This window comes from Streptomyces radicis, from assembly GCF_003626575.1.
GTDB lineage: Bacteria > Actinomycetota > Actinomycetes > Streptomycetales > Streptomycetaceae > Streptomyces > Streptomyces radicis.
In genome coordinates this window covers 21,656-44,394 of sequence record NZ_RBDY01000012.1, presented here as the reverse complement: position 1 = coordinate 44,394, position 22,739 = coordinate 21,656, and the positions used below count along the sequence as shown (strand labels likewise).

Sequence of the window (22,739 nt, the reverse complement as noted above, 5' to 3'; positions counted from 1 at the left end):
CAACTCGGATGTGCGGTTGCACCTTCTCCCGCACCCGTTGTCACGCCCACACAAGATGCGATTATGGTCATGTCCAGCGAAGCACGTTGCTGTGTCACTACGGGAGGAAGAGCGTGCGCCTGACCCTCACAGTCGTCGACCCGGTCGGGGGGCACCGGGCCGACACCGTGGTCGATGCCGCCCCCGAAACGCAAGTCGGCGACCTCGCCCCCGAGTTCGTCCGCTCCGTCGGCGGGTACGGGGACCAGGGCCCCGCCGCCCACCTGTTCGTGAGCGGCGAGTACGTCGATCCCACGCTCACCCTCGCCCAGTCGCCGCTGCGCGAGGGCGGCGTCGTGAGCCTGCACAACCCCAGCGGCTGCTGGCCGGGCGAGCCCAGCGGTGTCATCGAGTTCCGCGTGGTCGGCGGCCCTGGCGCGGGCGCCGTGCACCGGCTCGGCGTCGGCAAGGTCGAGATAGGCAACGGGCAGCAGGTCCATATCCGCGTGGACGACCCCACGTTGCCCGAGCGCGCGATGACGCTGCGCGTCGCCGCCGACGGCACGTGCAAGGTGACCGTCTACAGCGAGTCGCAGCCGATGATCGACGGCGAGCCGTTCAGCCACACCGAGGGCGACCGCGCCGACTGGAAGCTCGGCAAGCAACTGGCCGTCGGCGACTCGCTGTTCGAGCTGACCCCCTACTTCCCCCCGGACGCCGCGCTCAAGGTGTCCGAGGACGGCGCGGGCCTCGACTACAACAGGCCGCCGCGCCTCCTGCCGCCCGAGCGGCAGACGAAGTTCATCCTCCCCAAGCCGCCCGGCGACCGCGAACGCCGCCCGATGCCCTGGCTGATGGCCATCCTCCCGGTGGTCGGCGCGGTCCTGATGGCCAGCATCACGGGTCGCTGGATCTTCCTGATGATGGCGTTCATGAGCCCGGTCATGCTGCTGTCCAACTACTTCATGGACAAGAAGCGCGGCCGCATATCGCACGCCAAGCGGGTCGAGGAGTACAACGAGCGCAAGGCCCGCATCGAGAAGGACGCGCGCGACGCGCTGATCGCCGAGCGGTTCGCCCGCCGCCACGCCGCCCCCGACCCGGCCACCGTGCTCAACCAGGCCACCGGCCCCCGCACCCGCCTGTGGGAGCGCCGCCGCACCGACGAGGACCACCTGCTGATCCGCGTGGGCACCGTGGAGCTGGACTCCGAGGTCGTGCTCACCGACCCCCAGCAGGACGAGCACAAGCGGCAGGTCTTCTGGAAGATCGCCGACGCCCCGGTGACCCTGCCCCTGCGCACCCTCGGCGTCGTGGGCTTCGCGGGCCCCGGCGACACCGCGCGGGCGCTCGCGCGCTGGAGCGTCAGCCAGATCTCGGTGCTGCACAGCCCGGTCGACGTGCAGTTCTTCCTGCTGACCGACGGCTCGGGCCAGTACAGCTGGGACTGGATGCGCTGGCTGCCGCACACCACGCCTGGACCCGAGCACGAGGTCAACGCGCTGGTCGGCACCGACGCCGAGACCATCGGCGCCCGCGTCGCCGAGCTGACCGCGACGCTCGACGCGCGCCAGAAGGCGGCCAAGGAGGCCCGCGCGCAGAACGCCACGTTCAAGGACCCGGACATCGTCGTCATCTTCGACGGCTCGCGCCGGATGCGTTCGCTGCCCGGCGTCATCCGCCTGCTGCGCGAGGGCCCCGCGTCCTCGATCTACGCCCTGTGCCTGGACGACGAGGAGCGCTTCCTGCCCGGCGAGTGCCAGGCCGTCGTCATCGCCGAGCCCAACCCCGACCGCCCCGCGCACGGCGGCCCCGCGCGCAACCCCGGATACGCCACCGGCTTCCACACCTTCCTCGCCGTGCCGGGCGGCGCGGCCCCAGGCGCCATGGCGGGCACCGCGCCCGTGATGGCCGCCGACCGGCTGCGCGTGGAGCAGACCGGCGCGTGGCGCATCAGGGGCGTGCGCCCCGACTGGGTCAGGCCCGAGTGGTGCGAGCTGCTGTCCCGCGCGCTCTCCCCGATCCGCGACATCAGCGGCGAGTCCGAGGACGCGGCGCTGCCGTCGGCCAGCCGCCTGCTCGACGTGATCGAGATGGAGCCGCCGACCGCCGGGGCGATCGCCGCCCGCTGGCGCCTGGGCGGCCAGTCGACCGAGGCCGTCATCGGCGAGTCCTACGACGGCGCGTTCGCCATCGACATGCGCCGCGACGGCCCGCACGGCCTGATCGCGGGCACGACAGGGTCGGGCAAGTCCGAGCTGCTCCAGACGATCGTCGCGTCGCTCGCGGTGGCCAACACCCCGGAGAACATGACGTTCGTCCTGGTCGACTACAAGGGCGGCTCGGCGTTCAAGGACTGCGTCCAACTGCCGCACACCGTCGGCATGGTGACGGACCTCGACAACCACTTGGTGGAGCGGGCCCTCCAGTCGCTCGGCGCCGAGCTGACGCGCCGTGAGCACATCCTCGCCGAGGTCGGCGCCAAGGACATCGAGGACTACCAGGACCTCATCAGGCGCAATCCGGGGCGCCTGACCTCGATGCCCCGACTCCTCATCGTCATCGACGAGTTCGCTTCGATGGTCCGCGAGCTGCCCGACTTCGTGAAGGGCCTGGTCAACATCGCGCAGCGAGGCCGTTCCCTCGGCATCCACCTGCTGCTCGCCACCCAGCGCCCCAGCGGCGTCGTCTCGCCCGAGATCCGCGCCAACACCAACCTCCGCATCGCGCTGCGCGTCACCGACGCCAGCGAGTCGTCCGACGTCATCAACGCGCCCGACGCGGGCTTCATCGCCAAGTCGACGCCGGGCCGCGCGTTCGTCAGGCTCGGGCACTCCTCGCTCGTGCCGTTCCAGTCGGGCCGCGTCGGTGGCCGCAGGCCGGGCGCCGTGGACCCGGCGGTCGCCAGGCCGTGGACGGGCGTCCTGGAGTGGAGCGACCTGGGCCGGGCCAAGATGAAGCGGCCGCCAGGGGCGAAGTCCGAGGAGGAGGAGATCACCGACCTCAAGGTGCTGGTGGACTCCGTCATCGAGGCCGACCGGCAGCTCGGCTTCACCAAGCAGCACAGCCCGTGGCTGCCCGCGCTGCCCGAGCAGGTGCTGCTGCGGGACCTCGAACACCCGGTCCCGCTCGGCGCGTTGCCCGCCGCCCCCTACGGCGTCGAGGACCTGCCGGTGCAGCAGGCCAGGCGCTCGGTCGCGGTGGACTTCAAGTCGTTCAGCCACATGATCGTCGCGGGCACCGCGCGCAGCGGCCGCTCCCAGCTGCTCCGCACGATCGCGGGCTCGCTCGCGTGGATCCACTCCGCGGCCGACGTCCACATCTACGGCGTGGACTGCGGCAACGGCGCGCTCAACGCGTTGACCAAGCTCCCCAACTGCGGCGCGGTCGTCAACCGGAACCAGACCGAGCGCGTCCGCCGCCTGATCCGCCGCCTGCGCGCGGAGCTCGACCGGCGCCAGGAGGTGCTGGGCAACGACGCGCTGGCCGACATCGGCGAGCAGCGCGCCGCCGCGGCGAGCCCCGAGGACCGGCTGCCGCACATCGTGGTGATGATCGACCGCTGGGAGGGCTGGGTCTCCACCCTCGGCGAGATCGACCACGGCGCGCTGACCGACGAGATCTACGTCATCCTCCGCGAGGGCGCGAGCGTCGGCATCCACCTGGTCATCACGGGCGACCGCTCGGTGCTCTCGGGCCGCATCGCCGCGCTCACCGAGGAGCGCTACACGCTGCGGCTCTCCGACCGCGCCGACTACTCGCACATCGGCATGCCCGCGCGGAAGGTCCCCGAGGAGATCCCCGACGGGCGCATGTACCGGAACCAAGTGCTCACCGAGATCCAGATCGCGGTGCTCGCCGAGGAGCTCTCGGGCCAGGCGCAGGCCGCGGCCCTGGGCGCGATCGGCGACTGGGCGACGCAGCGGGACGCGGCGGTGCCGCGCTCGAAGCGGCCGTTCCGCGTGGACGTGCTGCCCAGCCGCCTGACGTTCGCGGACGCGTGGGAGATGCGCGACCCGGAGGCGTCCGAGTCCCGCCTGTGGGGCCTGATCGGCGTCGGCGGCGACGAGCTGATGGGCTATGGCCCCGACCTGTCCAAGGGCGCGCCCGTGTTCATCGTGGGCGGCCCCGCCAAGTCGGGCCGGTCCACGGTGCTGACGATGCTGGCCAAGTCGTATCTGGCCCAGGGCGTCCGCATCGTGATCGCGGCCCCGCGCCCCTCGCCGCTGCGCGACCTGGCGGGCCAGCCGGGCGTGATCAACGTCTTCACCGGCGACGACCTGTCCGAGGACCAGGTGCGCGAGTCGGTGCGCGACGCCTCGCTCGAGAACCCGATCGTGTTCGTGATCGACGACGGCGAGGACCTGCGGCGCTGCGACGGCGGGGACGAGCTGAAGAACATCGTGACCAAGGGCGCGGAGTTGGGCCAGTACATGGTGCTCGGCGGCGACGAGGCGGACCTGTGCACGGGCTTCTCCGGCTGGCAGGTCGACGCGAAGAAGGCCCGCCGCGGCGTGCTCCTCTCCCCGTCGAGCCACCGCGTGGGCGAGCTGGTGGGCGTGAAGCTGCCGCGCAGCGCGGCGGTCGAGCAGCCCACCCCAGGGCGCGCGATCCTGCACCTGGGCGACGGAGTCCCCTTCACGGTCACGACCCCTGCCCCGTAACGGCGGCCCTGCCACGACGCCCCTCGCCGGGAAGGCGGGGGGCGTCCGGCGTTCCTGGGGCGGGGTTGGTGCGGCCGCCTAGCGCGGCCAGTAGCGCGGTGGTGAGGCGGAGGGATCCACCATTGCCCGCCCACTTGATCTCGCTGACGTGGCGCACCTCGTGCTCGGGCAGCAGCCGTCTGAGCATTTCCAGCATCTGCACCGGGACGTTCTCGTCGATCAGGATTCGCATCAGGCGGCGCGCGGTCCCGGGCTGTAGCTGTCCACGTACAGGGCGAAGGAGACCGCGTCGCGGGCGGCGTCCGCCGTCACGCCTGGGTAGTAGTCGGCGATCTTCTCGGGCGGGATGCCGTCCTCGACCAGCTCGGCGACGGCGTCGAAGGGGACGCGGGTGCCGACGATCACCGGCTGTCCGCCTTGCGTCCCGGGGTCGACGCTGACGTGCCGCTTGGGCCGCAGAAGGTGCGGAACGACGACCCCCGCCCGGGGAGCGAACTCCTCGAGGATGTCGGCCATGGTCGCGATCACCCGCTGCCCCGGGTGCTTGACGAGGTCGGTGGCGTGGTCCTCGCCCTCGTCGCCCACGAGGACGATGGAATCGCCCTCGGCCACGAGGGAATAGCTGGACAGGTGCTCCACCTCCCCGAACCGCTTGAGCGTGGCCAGAGCCTTGCGGATCTTCTGGAGCGACACGTCCTGACGGAGGACCGCGAAGGCACGGAGCGCCACCACGTCCCTGAACGAGTACAGCGCGGGCTTGGCCGCCAGCTCGGGGCGGAGCACGGGCCCGTTCCCCCGATCCTGCCGCCACGTGCGCAGCTGCCCGACCGTGGCTCCGGACAGAGCGGCGGCCATGCGGGTCGAGTACGCCATGGTCCACTCCTTCCAGCCCCGGTCATCCCGTCCGCACGCCAGCATCCCAGCTCCGCCCCCGGGGACGCCACAGGAACCGCTCTCCCGGGGGCCTGGGTAGAACGGGTGTCGGGGTCGGTCCCGGGGTCGGGGTCCGTGGCGGGGGCGATACTGGGGGCGTGGAGATCGACGACCTGGTGCGGTTGCGGCGGGCGCGGGATCGGATGGACCGGGACTACGCCCAGCCGCTCGACGTCCCGACGCTGGCCCGTGACGCGCTCATGTCGCCGGGCCACTTCTCGCGCGCCTTCCGCGCGGCGTTCGGCGAGAGCCCGTACCAGCACCTGATGACGCGGCGCGTCGAGCGGGCCAAGGCCCTGCTGCGGCGGGGCGACCTGTCGGTCACCGAGGTCTGCATGGCCGTGGGCGCCACGTCGCTCGGCTCGTTCAGCAGCCGGTTCACGGAGCTGGTGGGCGAGTCGCCCAGCGCCTACCGGGCCCGCGACCACTCGGCGGCGGCCGCCATCCCGCCCTGCGTGGTCAAGAACGCCACCCGACCGGTCCGGACATAGTGTGACCGATATGGACATCACGCTGTCGCAGTGCTTCATCTCTGTGAACGACCATGACGCGGCGCTCGCCTTCTACCGCGACGGCCTCGGCCTCGAGGTCCGCAACGACGTGGTCTTCGAGGACATGCGCTGGGTCACCGTGGGCGCCCCGGCGCAGCCCGACGTGGACATCGTTCTCGAGCCCCCCGGCGTGAACGTCGGCGCGTCGCCCGCCGACCGCCGCGTGATGGCCGAGCTGCTGGCCAAGGGCGCGCTGCGCGGCGTGATCTTCGCGACGGACGACTGCGACGCGACGTTCGACCGCATCGCGCGCATCGGCGGCGAGGTGGTCCAGGAGCCGATGGACCAGCCCTACGGCGTCCGCGACTGCGCGTTCCGCGACCCGGCGGGGAACCTCCTGCGCTTCGCGCAGCGGCGTTAGCGGAGCTGCGCCATGAACGCCGCCGACCCGTTGGGGCGGGGACCCGCCGGTGTGGCGCTGAACGGACTCGGCACTGTTCCAAGTCGGTAGCAGTGCCAAGGACCGCGTGGTGCCATGGCGTGGGGCGGCCCTACCGTCGTGCGCATGACGTCGGACGACAACCCCTACCTGCGACCCGGATATCACTCCGCGCCGACCGAGCCGAGCGGGTTCGGGCCCGTGGGGCAGCGGCCCGCGCCCGGTGGGAGGGGGCCGGGGAAGCGGGCGATCGCCCTCGTCGTCGCCCTGACGGCGCTGTGTCTCGCCGCTCTCGCGGTCGGCGGCCGGCTGTTCTTCGGCGGCGCCGACGACGAGGACGAGCCGGTGGCCGAGCCCAGCGCGAGCGCCGAGCCGAGCCCCTCGGACGAGCCGTCCGCCGCGCCCGACGACCCGCGCGGCTCGGCGATCGAGACCCCTGACCCCGTCGTCGCCCCGGACTGGCAGGTGCAGACCAACACCACGCGCCTCAACGCGTTCGACGTCCCGCCCGACGGGTGGAACGTCGGCTCGGACGACTTCGTCGTCGGTTACGAGATCCTGGCCGAGGGCGAGGAGAGCGACTACATCCCGGACATCGCCGTCGCGGGGACCGCGCTCTACCAGGAGGGCTGGTGCCCCGAGGACGAGGACGGGCTGAGCTTCCGCGCGATGGCCGGGACCAGGAGCGCGCAGGGCCCCGGGCACACCTCGACCGAGGAGTCGGCCGTGACCGAGGCGGGCGCGTGGGCCGTCGCCGCCTACGACCAGGGCGAGCAGGGTGACATCCAGGTGACGGAGGCCGAGCCGTTCGAGAGCGAGCACGGCCTGGTCGGGCACACCGCCACGGCCACCGTCACCGGCGCCCCCGACAACCCGAGGGACGAGTGCGGGACGAGCGACGGGCGCGTCGTCACCGTCTCCTATGTGACCGGCGAGGGCGACCAGGCCACCTGGGTCCTGGTGGCCGACACGGGGCATCCCGACGCGCTGGACGACGCGACCATCGAGAGCGTGATGAACAGCCTGCGCCACCTCGGAGCCGGGTGATGCGGTGGAATCCGGCCGTTGAAGGCGGTCAGAAGTGGCTGATAAGTTCGGGCGCGGCCGTTGTCACCTGGCCGCACGGGGGTCGACTCGGGGGTCGAGAAGAGTGAACGCATGAGGACTCAGGACCGCGCTTCCGCCGCGCGGACGTCCATGGCTGCGGGGGCCGTTCCGGGAGAGCGGTTGCCCACGCCGCCGCGCGAACGCAGGCCCGCGCTCGCGGCGCTCGCCGCGCTGCTCGTGCTGGCCGGGGCGCTGGGCGCCACCGTGCTCGTGCTGCGCGCGGGCGACCGCGTCGAGGCCGTGCGGATCACCGAACGCGTGCCCGCGGGAGAGCGGATTCCCGAGTCGGCCATGGAGTCGGTGCTGGTCGCCGAGGACTCCGCGGTGAACTATGTGCCATGGGGCCAGCGTTCACAGGTGGCCGATGACCTGCGGTCCGTCACCGACCTGGTGCCCGGCACCGTGCTCGTCGGCGAGATGCTCACCGGCGAGGCGTCGCTGCCGCAGGACGAGGTGCTGGTCGGCGTCTCGCTCCAACCCGGCCAGTACCCCTCGGGGTTGGCGGCGGGCGACACCGTCGCCGCCTACTGGGTGGGCGACGACGACGCGCCAGGCTCGGGCGACGAGACCTCGGAGAGCGCTCCCCCGCCGATCAGCGACGACGTGATCGCGGACCCGGCCACCGTCGCCGCGGTGCACGACGGCGACGGCGGGGGCGGCAACAGCGCGCTCCCCGTGACCCTGAGGGTCGGCGCCGACGACGCGGCGGCCCTGACGCGCGCGGCGTCGAACGGCGAGGTGTCCCTCGTCATCGTCGCGCCCCCGGGCGAGTGAGCCGGGAAGGGGCAGGCCCATGGCGTTGATCGCGTTGGCCGCGGACAAGGGGGCACCGGGCGTCACCACCACGGCCGTGGCCCTGGCCGCGCTGTGGCCGCGCCGCGTGCTGCTGGCCGAGACCGACCCGGCGGGCGGCGACCTGGTGTACCGGTCGGTGGGCGAGGGCGGGCGGCCGCTCGACCCCGGCACGGGCATGCTGTCGCTGGCCGCGACGGCCCGACGGGGCATCGCCGCCGAGCAGTTGTGGGATCACGCGCAGCGCGTCTCGGGCGGGCTCGACGTGCTCGTGGGGCTTGCGGCGTCCGACCAGGCGGGCGGCCTCGCGGGTCAATGGGGCGCGCTGGGGCGGGCGTTCGCCGAGCTGGCGCAGTCCCCGCACCAGGACGCGGCGGCCGACGTGCTCGCCGACTGCGGTCGCCTCGACGCCGGTTCGCCGCTGCTCGCGCTGCTGCCGCACGCGGCCGTGCTGCTGCTGGTCAGCCGTGTGCGGCCGGAGAGCATCGCGCATGTCCGCGACCGCGCCGCCGCGTTGCGCACCAAGCTGCACGGACAGGGGCGCGGCACCGCGCAGTTGGCGCTGCCGAGGATCGGCGTGCTGCTGATCGCCGACGCGCAGTCGGGCGGCCGGATCGCCGGGCAGGTCAACGAGATGCTGATCGCCTCGGGCAGCGGCTCGTCCGTCGTGGGGCTCATAGCCGAGGACGCCGTCGGGGCCGAGCAGTTGGCGGGGCGGCGGCGCGGGCGCCTCGACCGGTCGCTGCTGGTGCGCTCGGCCCGCAAGGTGGTCGCCGACCTGCACGGGACGTACCGCGCCGAGCTGGTGCCACCCTCGACACCGCCAGCCCCGACATACGGTCCGCCCGCGCCGACGTATGGCCCGCCCGCCTCGACGTATGGCCCGCCCGCGCCGACGTACGGTCCGCCCGCGCCGAACCACGGTCCGGGGGCCGGGGGATGAGCGAGGTCAACCACCAGCTCGTGAAGCGGTTCAGGCAGGAGGCAGGGGACCGCATCGCCGAGCAGCGGCGCATCGACCAGGCCAGCGGCGTGCGGCCGATGACGTCCGAGGACGAGCGCCACTACGCGCGGGCCGTCATCGCCCAGGTGCTCGAGGAGTACGCGCGCGCCGAGATCGCCGAGGGCAGGGCGCCGTTGGACGCGCGGGCCGAGGAGGGCTACGCCTCCGCCGTGCACGCCGCGCTCTTCGGCGTGGGGCGGCTCCAGCCGCTGCTCGACGACCCCGACGTGGAGAACATTGACGTCAACGGCTACGACCACGTGTTCATCGGCTACGCCGACGGCCGCGAGGAGCGCGGCGCGCCCGTCGCCGAGAGCGACGAGGAGCTGGTCGAGCTGATCCAGATACTCGGCGCCTACTCGGGGCTCTCCTCCCGGCCCTTCGACTCCGCCAACCCCCAGCTCGACCTTCGGCTGCCCGACGGCTCGCGCCTCTCCGCGGTCATGGACGTCACGCGCCGCCCCGCGCTCTCCATCCGCCGCGCCCGCCTCGGCAAGGTGTTCCTCGCCGACCTGGTCGGCAACGGCACGCTCACCCCCGAGCTGGGATCGTTCATGACCGCCGCCGTCAGGGCCCGCAAGAACATCATGATCGCCGGGGCCACCAACGCGGGGAAGACCACCCTGCTGCGGGCGTCGGCCAACGAGATCCCGCCCGAAGAGCGGCTGATCACCGTCGAGCGCGCCCTGGAGCTCGGCCTCGACCAGTTCCCCGAACTCCACCCGAATGTCGTGGCGTTGGAGGAGCGGCTGCCCAACTCCGAGGGCCAGGGCGCCATCGGCATGGCCGACCTGGTGCGCCGCTCGCTGCGCATGAACCCCTCACGCGTCATCGTCGGTGAGGTGCTGGGCGACGAGATCGTCACCATGCTCAACGCCATGTCGCAGGGCAACGACGGCTCGCTCTCCACGATCCACGCCAACAGCTCGCACGAGGTGTTCAACCGCATCTCCACCTATGCCCTCCAGGCCGGCGAGCGGCTGCCGATCGAGGCCAGCCAGATGCTCATCGCGGGCGCGGTCAATTTCGTCGTCTTCATCGAGCGGCGCAACACCTATACCCAGGGCGGCAGGCTGCGGCGCTTCGTCTCCTCGGTCCGCGAGGTCAACGGCGTGGACGGGCGCGTGCTGTCGAGCGAGGTGTTCGCCGAGGGCGCGGACGGCGTGACCAGGGCGCACGCCGCCCTGTCGTGCGCCGACGAGCTGGCGCAGTACGGCTACCGCGGCGGATGGGGGTGAGCGGCCGATGAACGGGAGCGGCGTCTTCTCGCCCGCGTTCGCGCTCGCCCTGCTGTGCGGGGTCGCGGTCGGCGGCGGCCTCGCCCTGCTGATCGCGGCGATCCGCGGCCTGCCCCCGCGCTCCCCCGAGGAGCGCGCCGGGCGGCAGCGAAGACGCGCGGAGGTCGTGGCGTTCTTCGGCCGCCGCGGCACCGTCGCCGCGGGCGTCGCCCTGCTGGTCCTGCTGCTGACCCGCTGGCCCGTCGCCGCCCTGGCCGCCGCGCTGCTGGCGTTCACCTGGGACCGGCTGTTCGGCGGCGCCGCCGAGGAGCGGGCCGGGATGCGCCGCGTCGAGGCCCTGGCCGGGTGGACCGAGTCGCTGCGCGACACCATCGCGGGCGCGGTCGGCCTCGAACAGGCCATCCCCGCCTCCGCCCGCGCCGCGGCGCCCGCGCTGCGCGGCCCGTTGAACAACCTGGTCGACCGGCTGCGCGCCCGCACCCCGCTGCCCGACGCGCTCCAGGAGTTCGCCGACGAGCTCGACGACTCGTCGGCCGACGTCATCGTCGCCTCCCTCATCCTCAACGCCCGCCTGCGCGGCCCCGGTCTGCGCGAGGTGCTCGGCGCGCTGGCCAAGTCGGCGCGCGAGGAGGTCGACATGCGCCAGCGCGTGCTGGCCCAACGCGCCTCCACGCGCCGCAGCGTGCAGATCGTCGTGGGCGTGAGCGTGGCGTTCCCCCTCGGACTCGCCGTCTTCAACCGGGACTTCGTCGAGCCCTTCGGCGACCCGCTCGGGCAGGCCGTGCTCGCCGTGGTGTGCGGACTCTTCGGGCTCGGGTTCTGGTGGATGCGGCGCCTGGCCAGGATCGAGCTGCCCGAGCGCTTTCTCACCCGGGGCCGCCCCGAGACGGCGCTGCGCCCGCGCGATGACGCGCTGCCCGACGGGCCGCAGCGGCCCGACGTCGCGAGGCGGCCCACGGAGCGACCCTCGAAGGGAGCCCGCGCGTGAACTCCGACATCACCACCGCGGTCCTGGTCGGCGCCCTCTTCGGGCTCGGCGTCTACGCCCTGGTCAGGGCGCTGCTGCCGACCCGCAGGGGCCCGGTCTCCACGGTCGCGCGGGTGGATGCGCTCCGCGCGCGCGGCAGCGTGGGTGCCCCCCTGACACCCTCCGCGCCCTCGGGCGCGCCGGGCACGCCGGGTGGCGCGACCGGTCGGCTGGCCGAGCTGCGCGAGCGCACCGGGAGCCGCCTGGCCGAGCTGTATGTCCAACGCGGCTGGGAGCAGCGGTCGTTGCGCGCCGACCTCGCCCTGCTCGACAGGACGTGGGAGTCGTTCCTGGCCACCAAGGTCGTGCTGGCCGCGACCGGCCTCTTCTTCGGCCCGTTCCTCTTCTCCCTCGGCTGGATGCTCGGCATGGGCGCGAGCCCCGTGGTCCCCGTCTGGCTCGCGCTCGCGTTCGCCGCCGGGTTCTTCTTCCTGCCCGACGTCGAGGTGCGGCGCGACGCCAAGGCCATGCGGCGCGACTTCCGCCGCGTCGTGGCCGCCTATCTCGACCTGGTCGCCATGAGCCTGGCGGGGGGCCGCGGCCTGCCCGAGGCGCTCAAGGCCGCGGCCGAGGTCAGCGACGGCTGGGCGCTGCGCCGCATCCGCAGCGCGCTGGCCGACGCGCGGATCACCGGGCTCACCCAGTGGCAGGCGCTCGGGCGGCTCGGCGACGAGGTCGGCGTCGACGAGCTCAAGGACCTCTCCGCCTCGCTCGCCCTGGTCGCGGACGACGGCGCCAAGGTCCGCGCCTCGCTCTCCGCGCGCGCCGAGACGATGCGCCACCGCGAGCTCGGCGAGATCGAGGGCAGCGCGGGCGAGAAGTCGCAGTCGATGCTCATCGCCCAACTCCTGCTGTGCATGGGCTTTTTGATCTTTCTCATCTTCCCGGCCGGGATGCGGGTGTTCCAGGCATGAGGTCCCCCGCAGCGCACCCCCGTCCGGCGTCACGTGGAGGTAGCACCATGGTTCGTCATCCGGTAACGGACTTCCTGATCGCGCACCTGCGCGCCCGCGTGGAGCGCGCCAGGTCCGCCGAGACCGACCGTGGCGCGTCCGCGATCGAGTGGGTCATCATCGCCGCCATCGTCGTCGGCGTGGTCGCGGGCGTGGCCGCGGTGATCATGAACGCCCTGAACGACCGCGCCGACGATGTGAGCGACTGCATCGAGGGCGTCCAAGACTTCCAAGACTGCTGACCGTGCGGCGGCTCGCGGCGTTCGTGCGCCGCCGCGTCGGCGAGGGGGCCGACGGCGGCAGTTCGGCGATCGAGTTCGTCGTGCTCACGCCGGTGATGTTCTTCATGATCTTCGGCGCGGTGCAGTTCGCGCTCTACTCGTTCGCCGAGCAGGTCGCCAAGGCCGCCGCCCAGGCCGGGGCCCGCACCGCGCGCGCCGAGGCCGACGCGGACCCGGACGGCTGGCGCGCCAAGGCCGAGGACAAGGCGCACGAGTACATCGAGCAGCTGGGGCCCGGCATGTTCACCGCGCGCCCCGACGTCACGACCGCGCGGCCCGCCGCGTTCACCGTCCGCGTCGAGGTGGTGGGGAACGTGCCGTCGATCCTGCCCGGCATGGACCTGACGGTCGAGGCGGCGAGCGAGGGCCCGGTGGAACGTTTCGTGCCGGACGGGGAGTGAACGATGCGACGCGTGGGACTGCGGGCGGGCCGCGGCGACCGCGGGATGACGACCGTCGAGGTGGTGATCCTGGCGCCGCTGATCATCGCGTTCATCCTCGTGCTCGTCGCGTTCGGCCAGCTGGTCTCGGGGCGCGGCGCGGTCAACGGCGCGGCCAGGGACGCGGCGCGCGCGGGCTCGCTGGAGCGCAGCACACAGGCGGCGATGCGCGAGGCGCGCGCGGTGGCCGAGGCGCAGCTCGGCGACGTGTGCGTGGGCGGAACGGTGCGCGTCGATGCCACCACCCCGCCGGGTCACCAGCCGGGCACGCTCTTCGGCATCGAGGTGACATGCCGGGTGCGCGGCCTCGACCTGCTGGGCGTCCCGGTCACCAACACGATGAGCGGGACGTCGAGTTCGCCCATCGACCCCTATCGGAGGTCGGGATGAGACGGTGGTTGACAGGGCGGGGTGACGACCGGGGCTCGGGCGCGCTCGCGCTGATCTTCTTCGCGCTCGTGGTGCTCGGCCTCGCCGCGTTCGTGGTGGACGGCGGCCTGTCCATCTCGCAGCGCGAGCGGGCCGCCGACATCGCCGAGCAGGCCGCCCGTTATGCCGCGCAGGACCTCGACGTCGAGGCGCTGCGCGACGGCGTGCGCCCGGTCCCCATCAACTTCGGCAACTGCGAGGCGCGCGTCACCGAGTACGCCACCTCCGTCGGGATGGAGGCCGCCGACATCGCCGCCGCCGAGTGCTCGGAGGAAGCCGTCAACCGCGTCACCGTCCGCATCAGGCTGACCTACCGCCCCATCTTCACCGGCCTCGTCCACGACCGCCCCCTCACCGTGTGGGGAACGGCGACGGCCGAGGCCCAGACCGGCTGAGAGGCCGACTGAGAGATCGGCTGAGAGGCCGCCGAAAGATCGCTGAGAGGAACGACATGGCTCAGGTGAGAACCGGGCGCGGCGCGGGCGACGTGCTCAGGGCGCTGGTCGCCTTCATCGCCCTGCTCGCGCTGGTCGTCGGCGTTCCGCTCGCGCTGGCGAGCCTCATCGGCTGGCCGCTGCCGTCGTCGGCGCCCAGCCTCGACATGCTGACCGACGAGATCAGCTCGGACGCGTTCCTCAAGGTGCTCGCCGTGCTGGTCTGGGTGGCCTGGGCGCAGTTCACGGCGTGCGTCCTGGTCGAGGCCGCCGCCGCGATCTCCGGCGTCGGCATCCCGCGCCGGGTGCCAGGGGCCGGGCCAAGCCAGCTGCTCGCGCGCCAACTCGTCGGCGCCGTCCTGCTGTTGACCTCGGCCGCCGCGTCGTTGACGCCGGGGCTCAGCCAGTTGGGACCCGGCGGGCACGGGCCGGGGCAGGCGAACGTGGTGGCCTCCGCCGAGCGGATCCCCGGCGTGGTCGCGCGCTCGGCGCCCGACGGACCCGGCAAGATGATGGACGACCGGCCCGCCGCCGGGGAGTTGGGCACGCTCCAGTCATCCGAGTCGGGCGACCCGGCCGCGGTCACGCCCACGGCGCCCGCCGACGCCACCAAGTTCTACCGCATCCAGCCGCCCGAGGGCCGCCACCACGACACGCTGTGGGGCGTCGCCGAGCGCCACCTGGACGACGGGCTGCGCTACCGGGAGATCTTCCAGCTCAACAAGGACCGTGTGCAGCCCGACGGTTCACGCCTCACCGAGGCCAGCCTCATCAGGCCCGGCTGGATCCTGGAGATGCCCGCCGACGCCCACGGCGGCGAACTGGTCGAGCTGCCGGGGCAGTCGGACCAGCTCACCGCCGAAGAGGCCGCGGAGATCGAGGAGTACCACGAGACGGGCGGCGGCGCGCCGCTCGCCCCCCAGCCGCCGCCCGAGGAGCCCGACGAGTCGGACGAGCCAGAGGAGGACGGTCCAGGGCGCCCGCTGCCGCCGAGCGGCGGCGGCGGAGGTACCGTCCCTTCCGAGGAACGGCCCGAGGCCGAAGTGGCCGACTCCGACGGCGGGTTGGGCCTGTCCGAGGCGCTGCTCTGCGCGCCCCTGCTCGCCGCGGGCCTGCTGGTCGCGCTCGGCCGCACCCGCCGCGCCGCGCTGTGGCAGTCCGCCGCCGGAGCCCTCCGCCGCGGCGTCGGCGACGGCCTCGCCCCCGGCACCCGCGAGGCCGCCGCGGCCCGCGACGCGCTCCTGGTCGGCGCCGCGCCCCGCTCCGTCGCGTTCCTCGACCGCGCCCTGCGCCACCTGGCCGCCGCCCTCGACGCCGACGGCAAGCCGCTGCCGCCCGTCTACGCCGCCTGGCTCGGCGAGAGCACCCTCCACCTCCAACTCGCCGCACCCGCGGGCCGCCCGCCCGCGCCCTGGGGCACCAGCGCCGACGAGACCTACTGGACGATCTACGAGAACGACGTCCCCCAGGGCGAGACGAGCGCCGAGGCCCCCTACCCGGGGCTGGTCAGCCTCGGCACGCGCGACCAACTCCGGCTGCTGCTCAACCTGGAGGCCGTCCCCGGCGCGGTCGCCGTCACCGGCGAGCCCCACCGGCGCGACGCCGTCCTTGCCTCCCTCGCCGCCGAACTCGCCACCAGCGGCTGGTCGGACCGCATGACCGTCACCCTCGTCGGCTTCGGCGACGACCTGATCCCCCTCGCCCCCACCCGCGTCCGCCATCTCGCCGATATGACGGGTCTTCTGGAGGTCATGGAGAACGAGACCCGCCTGCGCATGAACCGCCGCACCGGCGCCGCCGCGCACCTGGTCCTGATCGGAACGCCGCCGACGGCCGAAGAGGCCGAACGGCTCGGCGCGTTGGCCACCGTCTCCGCCCAGGTCGGCATCGGCTATGTCGTCGCCGCCGACAAGCCCGGACTCCCCGGCACCGCCTGGCAGTTCGAGATCACCGACGAAGGGCGGCTGCGCGAGCCGGTGATGGGACTCGAGCTCGCCGCCCAGCAGCTGCCCGCCGCCGGACGCGCGGCGGTGGTCGAGCTGTTCGCGGGCCTCACCAGGGGCGGCGACGCCCCCGACGAGGAACGCGCGCCGACGCCCGCCACGCCCGAGGTGGCCATCCGGCTGATGGGCGCCTACGAGATCGCCGGGCTCCCCGAGCCCGAGCCCGAGCGCGCCGAACAGCTCCGCGAGGCACTGGCGTTGCTGCTGCTCCACCGCGAGGGCGTGCACCCGCGCGTCCTCGGCGCGGCGCTGTGGCCGCGCGGGGTGACGGACGACGTGCGCGAGGCGTTCACGGGCCGCCTGCGGGCCTGGCTCGGCCCGCACCTGGTGGCCGAGCCGGACGGGCGCCTGACCCTGGCGCCCACGATCGGCTCCGACTGGGACCGGCTCACGGCGCTTCACCACGACACGGTGGTGCGGGGCGGCCGCCTGGCCGCGGACGAGCGCCTGCGCCGCCTCACCGAGGCCCTCACCCTCGCCCGCGGCCCCCTGCTCGCCGAGCGGCGCGAACGCTACGGCTGGCTGGTCCACGAGATCGTGGACGCGCAATACCCCTTGGTGGTCGCGGAGTTGGCGCTGACGCTGGCGGCGGAGCAGCGCAAGGCGGGCGACGCGCAGGGGGCCTACACGGCGATCCGCACGGCGCTGGCGTCCGCCCCCGCGGACGAGCGGCTGTGGAACGAGCTTCTGCGCGCGGCGCACGCGACGGGGCGCGAGGAGTGGCTCGCGGGCGCGACCAGCTGGCTGCTCGGCCACCACGCGCACCTCTTCGGCCCGGCCCAACCCCTGCCCGCGGCAACGGAGTCCCTCCTCGACGAGATCCACCCGGGGTGGCGGGATCTGCCTCCCGCAGGGTAGAGCGCGCGCCTTCGGCGCGGTGGTGGTGCGGGCCGCCTCCGGCGCGGTCCGACGCGCCTGCGGCGCGGTGGGTGGTGCGGGCCGTGGTTCGCCTGCGGGCCCGGGCGCTTCGCGCCGGGTTGTCCCCACCCACCCACCCTTTTCACGGCGCTTCGCGCCGTGGTTGCGCCGGGCGCTTCGCGCCGGGGGTTGCGCCTGCGGCGCGGGGGCGGTGCGGGCCGTTGTCCGGCCGCGGGCCCCGGGGGGGTCCCCACCCACCCTTTTTCGCCTACGGCGAGGGGGTGGCGCGCGCCGTCCTGCGGAGTGCCCGGGGCCACGGCCGGACCACGACCGCCGAAGGCGGCCCCCCGGCGCGAAGCGCCGAAAAGGGGCGGGTGGGTGGGGACACCCCGGCGCGGAGCGCCCGGGCCCGCGCTCGGGCAACGGCCCGCACCACCCCCGCGCCGAAGGCGCGCCGTACCGCGCCGGAGGCGACCCCGCACCACCCCCGCCGAAGGCGAAACCCGCAAACCGCGCCGGAGGCGCTACGCGCTGGCCGTCAAGAACTGCGTCGCAGCCAGCTCCGCGTAGAGCTCGCTGCCCGCCACCAACTCCCCGTGGGTCCCCACCGCGAGCACGCGCCCCGCGTCCATCACCACGATCCGGTCCGCCGACGTCACCGTCGAAAGACGGTGCGCCACCACCAGGACCGTCGTGTCGCGGGCCGCGGCCGTCACCGCGTCGCGCAGGGCCGCCTCGTTGACCGCGTCGAGCTGCGACGTCGCCTCGTCGAGCAGCAGCAGCCGCGGGCGCCGCAGCAACGCGCGGGCGATCGCGACGCGTTGGCGTTCGCCGCCCGACAGCTTCGTGCCGCGGTGGCCCACCAGCGTCTCAAGGCCGTCGGGGAGCCGCCGCACCAGGTCCTCGAGGCGCGTCGTCGCCAGCGCCCCCGCCACCGCCTCGTCCGTCGCGTCGGGCGCGCCGAACAGGAGGTTGTCGCGCAGCGAGCCCGAGAGCACCGGCGCGTCCTGCTCCACATAGCCGATCTGCGCCCGTAGCTCGGCCACGTCCCACTCACCCACGTCGCGCCCGTCGACCAGCACGCGCCCATCGGTCGCGTCGTAGAAGCGCTCGATCAGCGAGAACACCGTCGTCTTGCCCGCGCCCGAGGGGCCCACGAACGCCGTCATCCCGCGCGGCGGTATCTCGAACGTCACCCCGTGGTGCACCGGCGGCAGCTCGGGCGTGTAGCGGAAGTGGACGTCCCGGAACGCCACCGAAGCGGGCTTCTCCTCCCCGGTGGGCAGCGGCGGCGCGGCCGTCCGCTCCGGCTCGCTCGGCAGCTCCCGCACCTCCTGGATGCGGCTGATCGCCGCGGAGCCCACCTGGTACTGCGTGATGGCGCTCACCACCTCCTGGATCGGCGCCATGAGATAGAAGACATACAGGAGGAACGCCACCAGCGCGCCCACGTCGATCGCCCCGGTCGCCACCCGCGCCCCGCCGACCGCGAGCACCGTGATGAACGCCACCTGCGTCGACAGGCCCGCGGTGTTCCCGGCCAGCGCGCGCCACTTGGCCGCCCGCACGCTCGCGCGCCACGACTCCTCGGCCGCCGCGTGCACCGCGCGCCGCTCGCGTTCCTCGGCGCTCGACGCCTTGACCGTGCGGAGCGCGCCGAGCACCCGCTCCAACGCCGCGCCCATCTCGCCGACGGAGTCCTGCGCGCGCTTGCTGGCGCGGTTGATGACCGGCACGATCAAGCCGATCACGACGCCCGTCACCACGATGACGCCCAGGGTCACCAGCAGCAGCACGGCATCGACCAGGGCCATCATCACGAGCGTCGCGACCAGCGTGAGACCGCCCGTTCCGAAGCCGATCAACGACTCGGTCGTCATGGCCCGCAGCAGCGTCGTGTCGGACGTGGCCCGCGCCAGCAGGTCGCCGGGCTCGCTCGCGTCCACCGCGGAGATACGCAGCCGCATCAGGTACGACGTCAACGAGCGGCGCGCGGTGAGGACGACCGACTCGGCCGTGCGCTGGAGGACGTAGCCGCCGAGGGCGCCGATCACGGCGTTCGCCAGCACCAGGGCGCTGAGCAGCATCAACGCGCCGGAGATGGACTCGTCCTGGGAGAGGCTCCCGATCAGGTCCTGGGCGACGAGCGGCAGCGCGAGGCCGGTGGCGCCCATGGTCAGGGAGAGCAGCGCGCCCACGGCCAGCGCCCCGCGATGGGGGCGCACATACCCGAGCAATACACGCCAGGCGGACTTTCGTGTGTCGGTTGGCACGGCTTCACCCTACCTACCGATTGTCACGCCTTCCGCTTGCGGAGTGACATCGGCGCCTGCTTGACTGCCGCCTGCCCGCTTCTGCGGATCGAGCAACAAGCCGAAGACCTCGGAGGTTTGGCGCCCGCACGGTGCCACGCTGTGCGCCCGCTCCTCCCCGGGTTCGCCCCAACGGTATTGAGGTGCACGCGAATGGAGATACCGGCGGCATGGGCCGTCTGTCTGATGGTCGGCAGCGCGCTCGCGGTGGTGCTCGCGGGGCTTTGGCTGCGCCAGCGAAGGAGCCAACGCCGCGCCGACGCCCGTCAGCGGCAGCACTTCTCGGCCGTGGAGGCCGAGCTCGACGCGCTGCGCGGCCAGGTCGCCGAGCTGCTGGGCCGTGAGCGGATGCTGGCCGAGGAGGCCGAGCACCTCGCCGTGAAGCGGCTGCCCGCGGTGGCCAAGGCGCTGCGGCACTCCCATGTGAAGGTGCCCGAGCCGCTGCACGCCAACCTCAAGGAGAGCGCGGGCGGCAAGGCGCTCGCCTCGGTGGTGTCGGGTGTGTCGGACGCGCTGGTCAGCGAGCGGCGGCGGGTGGACGGCGCGGCCCAGGCGGCGATGCGCGGCGCCACGACCAAGCTCCAGACCATGTGCTATCAGATGCAGACCACGGTGGACGAGCTCCTCCACAAGTACGACGACCCCGACCTGGCGGAGCAGCTGTCCGCCCTCGACTATCTGAACGAGCAGATCCTGCGCCGCCTCCAGGTGACGCGTGTGGTGTGCGGCGCCGGCGCGGGCCTCGTCCGCACCAAGTCGCCGCTGCGCGCGCTGGTGATGGGCGCGAGCTCCCGCATCCCCAGCTACGAGCGCGTGCAGATCGTCGACCACCTGCCGCGCGCGGTGGCCGTCGTGGACCGCGCCGCCGAGCCGGTGGCGATCATCGTGGCGGAGCTGATGGCCAACGCCGTGTATCACTCGCACGGTTCACTGCCGGTCGAGGTCTCGCTGCACCAGGCGCACAATGGCGCGGTGATCGTGGTGAACGACGCGGGCATCGGGATGAACGCCGACGAGTTCGGCTGGGCGCGGCGGTTGCTGTCGGGCAGCGACCAGATCCACCTCGCCGAGCTCGGCGACCCCCCGAGGTCGGGGTTCGCGGCCATGGGGGAGCTGTGTCGCCAGTTCGGGATCGGCGTCTCCGTCGAGCCGTCGCAGTACGCGGGGGTGAAGGCGGTCGTGTTCGTGCCGAGTGAGCTGCTGGCCGAGGCGGACGAGGACGAGCTGCCCGTGCCCGCCCCGGCGGCCCGCCCCGCGCGGCCCGCCGCCGCGGTCGGCCCGGGGGCGAGCACGCCCCCGCTGCCGCAGCGTCGGCACCGGCGTGCGGACGAGGAGTGGGAGCGGCCCGCGCGCCCCGCGCGCTCCCGCCGCACGGCTGCCCCAGGCGCCTCCGGCGGCGCGGCCGACCGGCGCTTCCGCGATCCCGACGAGGCGGCGGCCCGCATGGGCGCGCTCCAGCGCGGGATGGCCAAGGGCCGGGCGGTCAGCCCCGACGAGGGCGACTCGGCGGGCGGCTCGGTCGACGACGGTGTCGACGACGGTGTCGACGACGGACACGACCTGCCCGACGGCCACGAGCTTTCCACCGGCCACGACCCGTCAGGCCAGGGCTCCGAGGACGACACCGAAAGGGATAGCCGATGAACGCCCGAGTCCCCGTCACCAAACCGAGGATCGACCTCTCGTTCGTCCTGACGCCCATCCTCGAGGTGCCGGACGTCCAGCACGCCATGGTGGTCACGGCGGACGGGTTCTTCGAGGCGCACTCGGGCCTGGACAACGAGACGGCGGAGAAGCTGTCCGCCGTGCTCGCCTCCCTCCTGGCCTCCGCCCGTGGCACCGCGCTCACGTACTACGGCGACGACTCGCCGCTGCGCCAGGTGATGGTCGAGGCGTTCGACGGCTATGTCTTCGTCATCCCGGCCGCCGAGGGCACCTATCTCGCGGTGTTCACCGGGCCAGGGGTGGCGATGGACAACGTCTCCTACGAGATGCAGAAGCAGGTACAGACGCTGGGCAAGGCCATGGTCAGCCCGCCGAGGACCGACACTGCGCGCTGATCCCCGGCCGGTCCCGTCGCCACACGCAAGGGAGACTCCTTGACTTCCTCCCCCGCCTAGAGGCGGGGGGTTCCAGCGGTCGCCCGCTGGGGTTCCTGCTTCACCGACGACTGCCCTGTCCGGGAGGACTCCCGTTGAGGTCTTACACCGTCTCCACAGGCTGCTGCCGCCAGCCCGGCGGCCAGGACGTTGCGTGCCGCGTTCGCATCGCGGTCATGCACCACGCCGCACTCACACGTCCACACGCGGACGTTCAGCGGCAGTTTCTCGCGGACCGTGCCGCAGGCCCCGCACAGCCTGGAGCTGGGGAACCATCGGTCGATCACCACGAGGTCACGCCCGTACCAGGCGCACTTGTACTCCAGCATGGAGCGAAGCTCCGTCCACGAGGCGTCCGAGATGGCGCGCGCGAGACGCCCGTTCTTCAGCAGGTTGCGGACGGTGAGGTCCTCGATCACGACCGTTTGGTTCTCACGGACGAGCCGAGTCGACAGCTTGTGGAGGAAGTCCCGGCGCCGGTCAGCGATCCGGGCGTGAACACGGGCCACCTTACGGCGGGCCTTCTCACGGTTGTTCGAGCCCTTCGCCTTGCGGGACAGCTGGCGCTGCGCGCGCGCCAGGCGCGTACGGTCACGCCGCTCGTGCCGGGGATTGGTGATCTTCTCCCCGGTGGACAGGGTCACCAGCGAGGTGATGCCCGCGTCGATACCGACCGCCGCACCCGTGGCGGGGACCGGGGCGGGGGTGTCCTCGCACAGCAGGGACACGAACCAGCGGCCCGCCGCGTCACGGGACACGGTCACGGTGGACGGCTCCGCCCCCTGAGGCAGGGGACGCGACCAGCGGATATCCAGCGGCCCGCTCATCTTCGCGAGCGTCAGTTGTCCATCGCGCCAGGTGAAGGCGCTCCGGGTGTACTCGGCCGACGCCCTCGACCTCTTCCGGGACTTGTACCGAGGGTATTTGGCGCGCTTGGCGAAGAAGCTGGTGAAGGCCGTCTGAAGATGTCTCAGGGCCTGCTGGAGCGGGACGCAGGACACCTCGCCCAGGAACGCGAGCTCCCCGGTCTTCTTCCACTCCGTGAGCGCGGCGGACGACTGCGCGTAGGAGATCCGGCGCTGCTCGCCGTGCCAGGCCCGGGTGCGTTCTTCCAGCGCCTTGTTGTACACCAGGCGGACACAGCCGAACGTCCGCGACAGCTCAGCCGCCTGCCCGTCCGTGGGGTAAAAGCGGTATTTGAACGCCCGCTTGACCTGCCGCGCCACGCTTCACAACCTATCAGCTCCCATGTGAGTG

General features: G+C 73.2%; 20 protein-coding genes. 16 read left to right on the top strand and 4 right to left on the bottom strand.

The annotated features are described in order from the left end of the window. The first annotated feature begins 113 nt into the window (after window positions 1-113). Window positions 114-4,643, top strand: coding sequence for an FtsK/SpoIIIE domain-containing protein (locus tag D7318_RS17300; protein ID WP_120698018.1), 4,530 nt, complete (start codon window positions 114-116; stop codon window positions 4,641-4,643). Here the strand turns inward: D7318_RS17300 and D7318_RS17295 are convergent. Further along, complete coding sequence (locus D7318_RS17295; RefSeq protein WP_120698017.1) at window positions 4,624-4,875, bottom strand: hypothetical protein; 252 nt, start codon at window positions 4,873-4,875, stop codon at window positions 4,624-4,626. The genes D7318_RS17300 and D7318_RS17295 overlap by 20 nt on opposite strands. After that, window positions 4,875-5,516, bottom strand: coding sequence for a DUF433 domain-containing protein (locus D7318_RS17290; RefSeq protein WP_183091468.1), 642 nt, complete (start codon window positions 5,514-5,516; stop codon window positions 4,875-4,877). Before D7318_RS17290 ends, D7318_RS17295 begins: the two co-directional genes overlap by 1 nt. Window positions 5,517-5,674: 158 nt before the next feature. Between D7318_RS17290 and D7318_RS17285 the strand changes: the two genes are divergently transcribed. From D7318_RS17285 to D7318_RS17230, 13 genes are all read left to right on the top strand, one after another. Beyond that, window positions 5,675-6,067: a helix-turn-helix transcriptional regulator gene (locus tag D7318_RS17285; RefSeq protein WP_120698016.1), complete on the top strand. Its 393-nt coding sequence runs from the start codon at window positions 5,675-5,677 to the stop codon at window positions 6,065-6,067. Window positions 6,068-6,077: 10 nt separating this feature from the next. Continuing rightward, window positions 6,078-6,488 (top strand): VOC family protein, encoded by a 411-nt coding sequence (locus tag D7318_RS17280; RefSeq protein ID WP_120698015.1) that lies wholly within the window; start codon window positions 6,078-6,080, stop codon window positions 6,486-6,488. Window positions 6,489-6,632: 144 nt separating this feature from the next. Then, window positions 6,633-7,553 (top strand): hypothetical protein, encoded by a 921-nt coding sequence (locus D7318_RS17275; protein WP_147437747.1) that lies wholly within the window; start codon window positions 6,633-6,635, stop codon window positions 7,551-7,553. A gap of 111 nt (window positions 7,554-7,664) precedes the next feature. Beyond that, the gene (locus D7318_RS17270; RefSeq protein ID WP_120698013.1) at window positions 7,665-8,387 is read left to right on the top strand and encodes a hypothetical protein; all 723 of its coding nucleotides are present in this window, start codon (window positions 7,665-7,667) and stop codon (window positions 8,385-8,387) included. Window positions 8,388-8,406: 19 nt separating this feature from the next. Continuing rightward, on the top strand, window positions 8,407-9,348 hold the full coding sequence (locus D7318_RS17265; RefSeq protein WP_230423824.1) for a hypothetical protein: 942 nt from the start codon (window positions 8,407-8,409) through the stop codon (window positions 9,346-9,348). Further along, window positions 9,345-10,646 carry a CpaF family protein gene (locus tag D7318_RS17260; protein ID WP_120698012.1) on the top strand — a complete coding sequence of 434 codons (1,302 nt, stop codon included), beginning with the start codon at window positions 9,345-9,347 and terminating at the stop codon, window positions 10,644-10,646. Before D7318_RS17265 ends, D7318_RS17260 begins: the two co-directional genes overlap by 4 nt. 7 nt (window positions 10,647-10,653) lie before the next feature. Next, entirely contained in the window at window positions 10,654-11,634 is a 981-nt protein-coding gene (locus tag D7318_RS17255; RefSeq protein WP_120698011.1) for a type II secretion system F family protein, read from the top strand. Beyond that, window positions 11,631-12,587, top strand: coding sequence for a type II secretion system F family protein (locus tag D7318_RS17250; RefSeq protein ID WP_120698010.1), 957 nt, complete (start codon window positions 11,631-11,633; stop codon window positions 12,585-12,587). Before D7318_RS17255 ends, D7318_RS17250 begins: the two co-directional genes overlap by 4 nt. 47 nt (window positions 12,588-12,634) lie before the next feature. After that, entirely contained in the window at window positions 12,635-12,868 is a 234-nt protein-coding gene (locus D7318_RS33995) for a hypothetical protein (RefSeq protein ID WP_230423822.1), read from the top strand. A 2-nt stretch (window positions 12,869-12,870) separates the two neighbouring features. Further along, window positions 12,871-13,308: a TadE family protein gene (locus tag D7318_RS17245; protein ID WP_329604587.1), complete on the top strand. Its 438-nt coding sequence runs from the start codon at window positions 12,871-12,873 to the stop codon at window positions 13,306-13,308. Window positions 13,309-13,311: 3 nt separating this feature from the next. Further along, window positions 13,312-13,737 (top strand): TadE/TadG family type IV pilus assembly protein, encoded by a 426-nt coding sequence (locus D7318_RS17240; RefSeq protein WP_120698008.1) that lies wholly within the window; start codon window positions 13,312-13,314, stop codon window positions 13,735-13,737. After that, window positions 13,734-14,171, top strand: a complete 438-nt coding sequence (locus D7318_RS17235; RefSeq protein ID WP_120698007.1) for a TadE/TadG family type IV pilus assembly protein — start codon at window positions 13,734-13,736, stop codon at window positions 14,169-14,171. The genes D7318_RS17240 and D7318_RS17235 overlap by 4 nt, the downstream gene beginning before the upstream one ends. Window positions 14,172-14,227: 56 nt before the next feature. After that, complete coding sequence (locus D7318_RS17230) at window positions 14,228-17,071, top strand: hypothetical protein (protein ID WP_120698006.1); 2,844 nt, start codon at window positions 14,228-14,230, stop codon at window positions 17,069-17,071. Window positions 17,072-17,595: 524 nt separating this feature from the next. On the opposite strand, the gene D7318_RS17225 is transcribed toward D7318_RS17230, so the two are convergent. Further along, window positions 17,596-19,344: an ABC transporter ATP-binding protein gene (locus D7318_RS17225; RefSeq protein ID WP_120698005.1), complete on the bottom strand. Its 1,749-nt coding sequence runs from the start codon at window positions 19,342-19,344 to the stop codon at window positions 17,596-17,598. Between the two features lie 192 nt (window positions 19,345-19,536). Between D7318_RS17225 and D7318_RS17220 the strand changes: the two genes are divergently transcribed. Together D7318_RS17220 and D7318_RS17215 are read left to right on the top strand one after the other, a co-directional pair. After that, the gene (locus D7318_RS17220) at window positions 19,537-21,027 is read left to right on the top strand and encodes an ATP-binding protein (RefSeq protein WP_147437745.1); all 1,491 of its coding nucleotides are present in this window, start codon (window positions 19,537-19,539) and stop codon (window positions 21,025-21,027) included. After that, window positions 21,024-21,443, top strand: coding sequence for a roadblock/LC7 domain-containing protein (locus D7318_RS17215; protein ID WP_120698003.1), 420 nt, complete (start codon window positions 21,024-21,026; stop codon window positions 21,441-21,443). Before D7318_RS17220 ends, D7318_RS17215 begins: the two co-directional genes overlap by 4 nt. Window positions 21,444-21,499: 56 nt before the next feature. Here the strand turns inward: D7318_RS17215 and D7318_RS17210 are convergent, their stop codons facing one another. Beyond that, window positions 21,500-22,708 carry an RNA-guided endonuclease InsQ/TnpB family protein gene (locus D7318_RS17210; RefSeq protein WP_120698002.1) on the bottom strand — a complete coding sequence of 403 codons (1,209 nt, stop codon included), beginning with the start codon at window positions 22,706-22,708 and terminating at the stop codon, window positions 21,500-21,502. Window positions 22,709-22,739: the final 31 nt, after the last annotated feature.

What these genes read in the sequence shown, in the direction of transcription:
- D7318_RS17295 (WP_120698017.1), bottom strand. Translation starts at nt 4,875, where the DNA reads ATGCGAATCCTGATCGACGAGAACGTCCCGGTGCAGATGCTGGAAATG.
- D7318_RS17290 (WP_183091468.1), bottom strand. Translation starts at nt 5,516, where the DNA reads ATGGCGTACTCGACCCGCATGGCCGCCGCTCTGTCCGGAGCCACGGTC.
- D7318_RS17280 (WP_120698015.1), top strand. Translation starts at nt 6,078, where the DNA reads ATGGACATCACGCTGTCGCAGTGCTTCATCTCTGTGAACGACCATGAC.
- D7318_RS17275 (WP_147437747.1), top strand. Translation starts at nt 6,633, where the DNA reads ATGACGTCGGACGACAACCCCTACCTGCGACCCGGATATCACTCCGCG.
- D7318_RS17270 (WP_120698013.1), top strand. Translation starts at nt 7,665, where the DNA reads ATGAGGACTCAGGACCGCGCTTCCGCCGCGCGGACGTCCATGGCTGCG.
- D7318_RS17265 (WP_230423824.1), top strand. Translation starts at nt 8,407, where the DNA reads ATGGCGTTGATCGCGTTGGCCGCGGACAAGGGGGCACCGGGCGTCACC.
- D7318_RS17260 (WP_120698012.1), top strand. Translation starts at nt 9,345, where the DNA reads ATGAGCGAGGTCAACCACCAGCTCGTGAAGCGGTTCAGGCAGGAGGCA.
- D7318_RS17255 (WP_120698011.1), top strand. Translation starts at nt 10,654, where the DNA reads ATGAACGGGAGCGGCGTCTTCTCGCCCGCGTTCGCGCTCGCCCTGCTG.
- D7318_RS33995 (WP_230423822.1), top strand. Translation starts at nt 12,635, where the DNA reads ATGGTTCGTCATCCGGTAACGGACTTCCTGATCGCGCACCTGCGCGCC.
- D7318_RS17240 (WP_120698008.1), top strand. Translation starts at nt 13,312, where the DNA reads ATGCGACGCGTGGGACTGCGGGCGGGCCGCGGCGACCGCGGGATGACG.
- D7318_RS17235 (WP_120698007.1), top strand. Translation starts at nt 13,734, where the DNA reads ATGAGACGGTGGTTGACAGGGCGGGGTGACGACCGGGGCTCGGGCGCG.
- D7318_RS17230 (WP_120698006.1), top strand. Translation starts at nt 14,228, where the DNA reads ATGGCTCAGGTGAGAACCGGGCGCGGCGCGGGCGACGTGCTCAGGGCG.
- D7318_RS17220 (WP_147437745.1), top strand. Translation starts at nt 19,537, where the DNA reads ATGGAGATACCGGCGGCATGGGCCGTCTGTCTGATGGTCGGCAGCGCG.
- D7318_RS17215 (WP_120698003.1), top strand. Translation starts at nt 21,024, where the DNA reads ATGAACGCCCGAGTCCCCGTCACCAAACCGAGGATCGACCTCTCGTTC.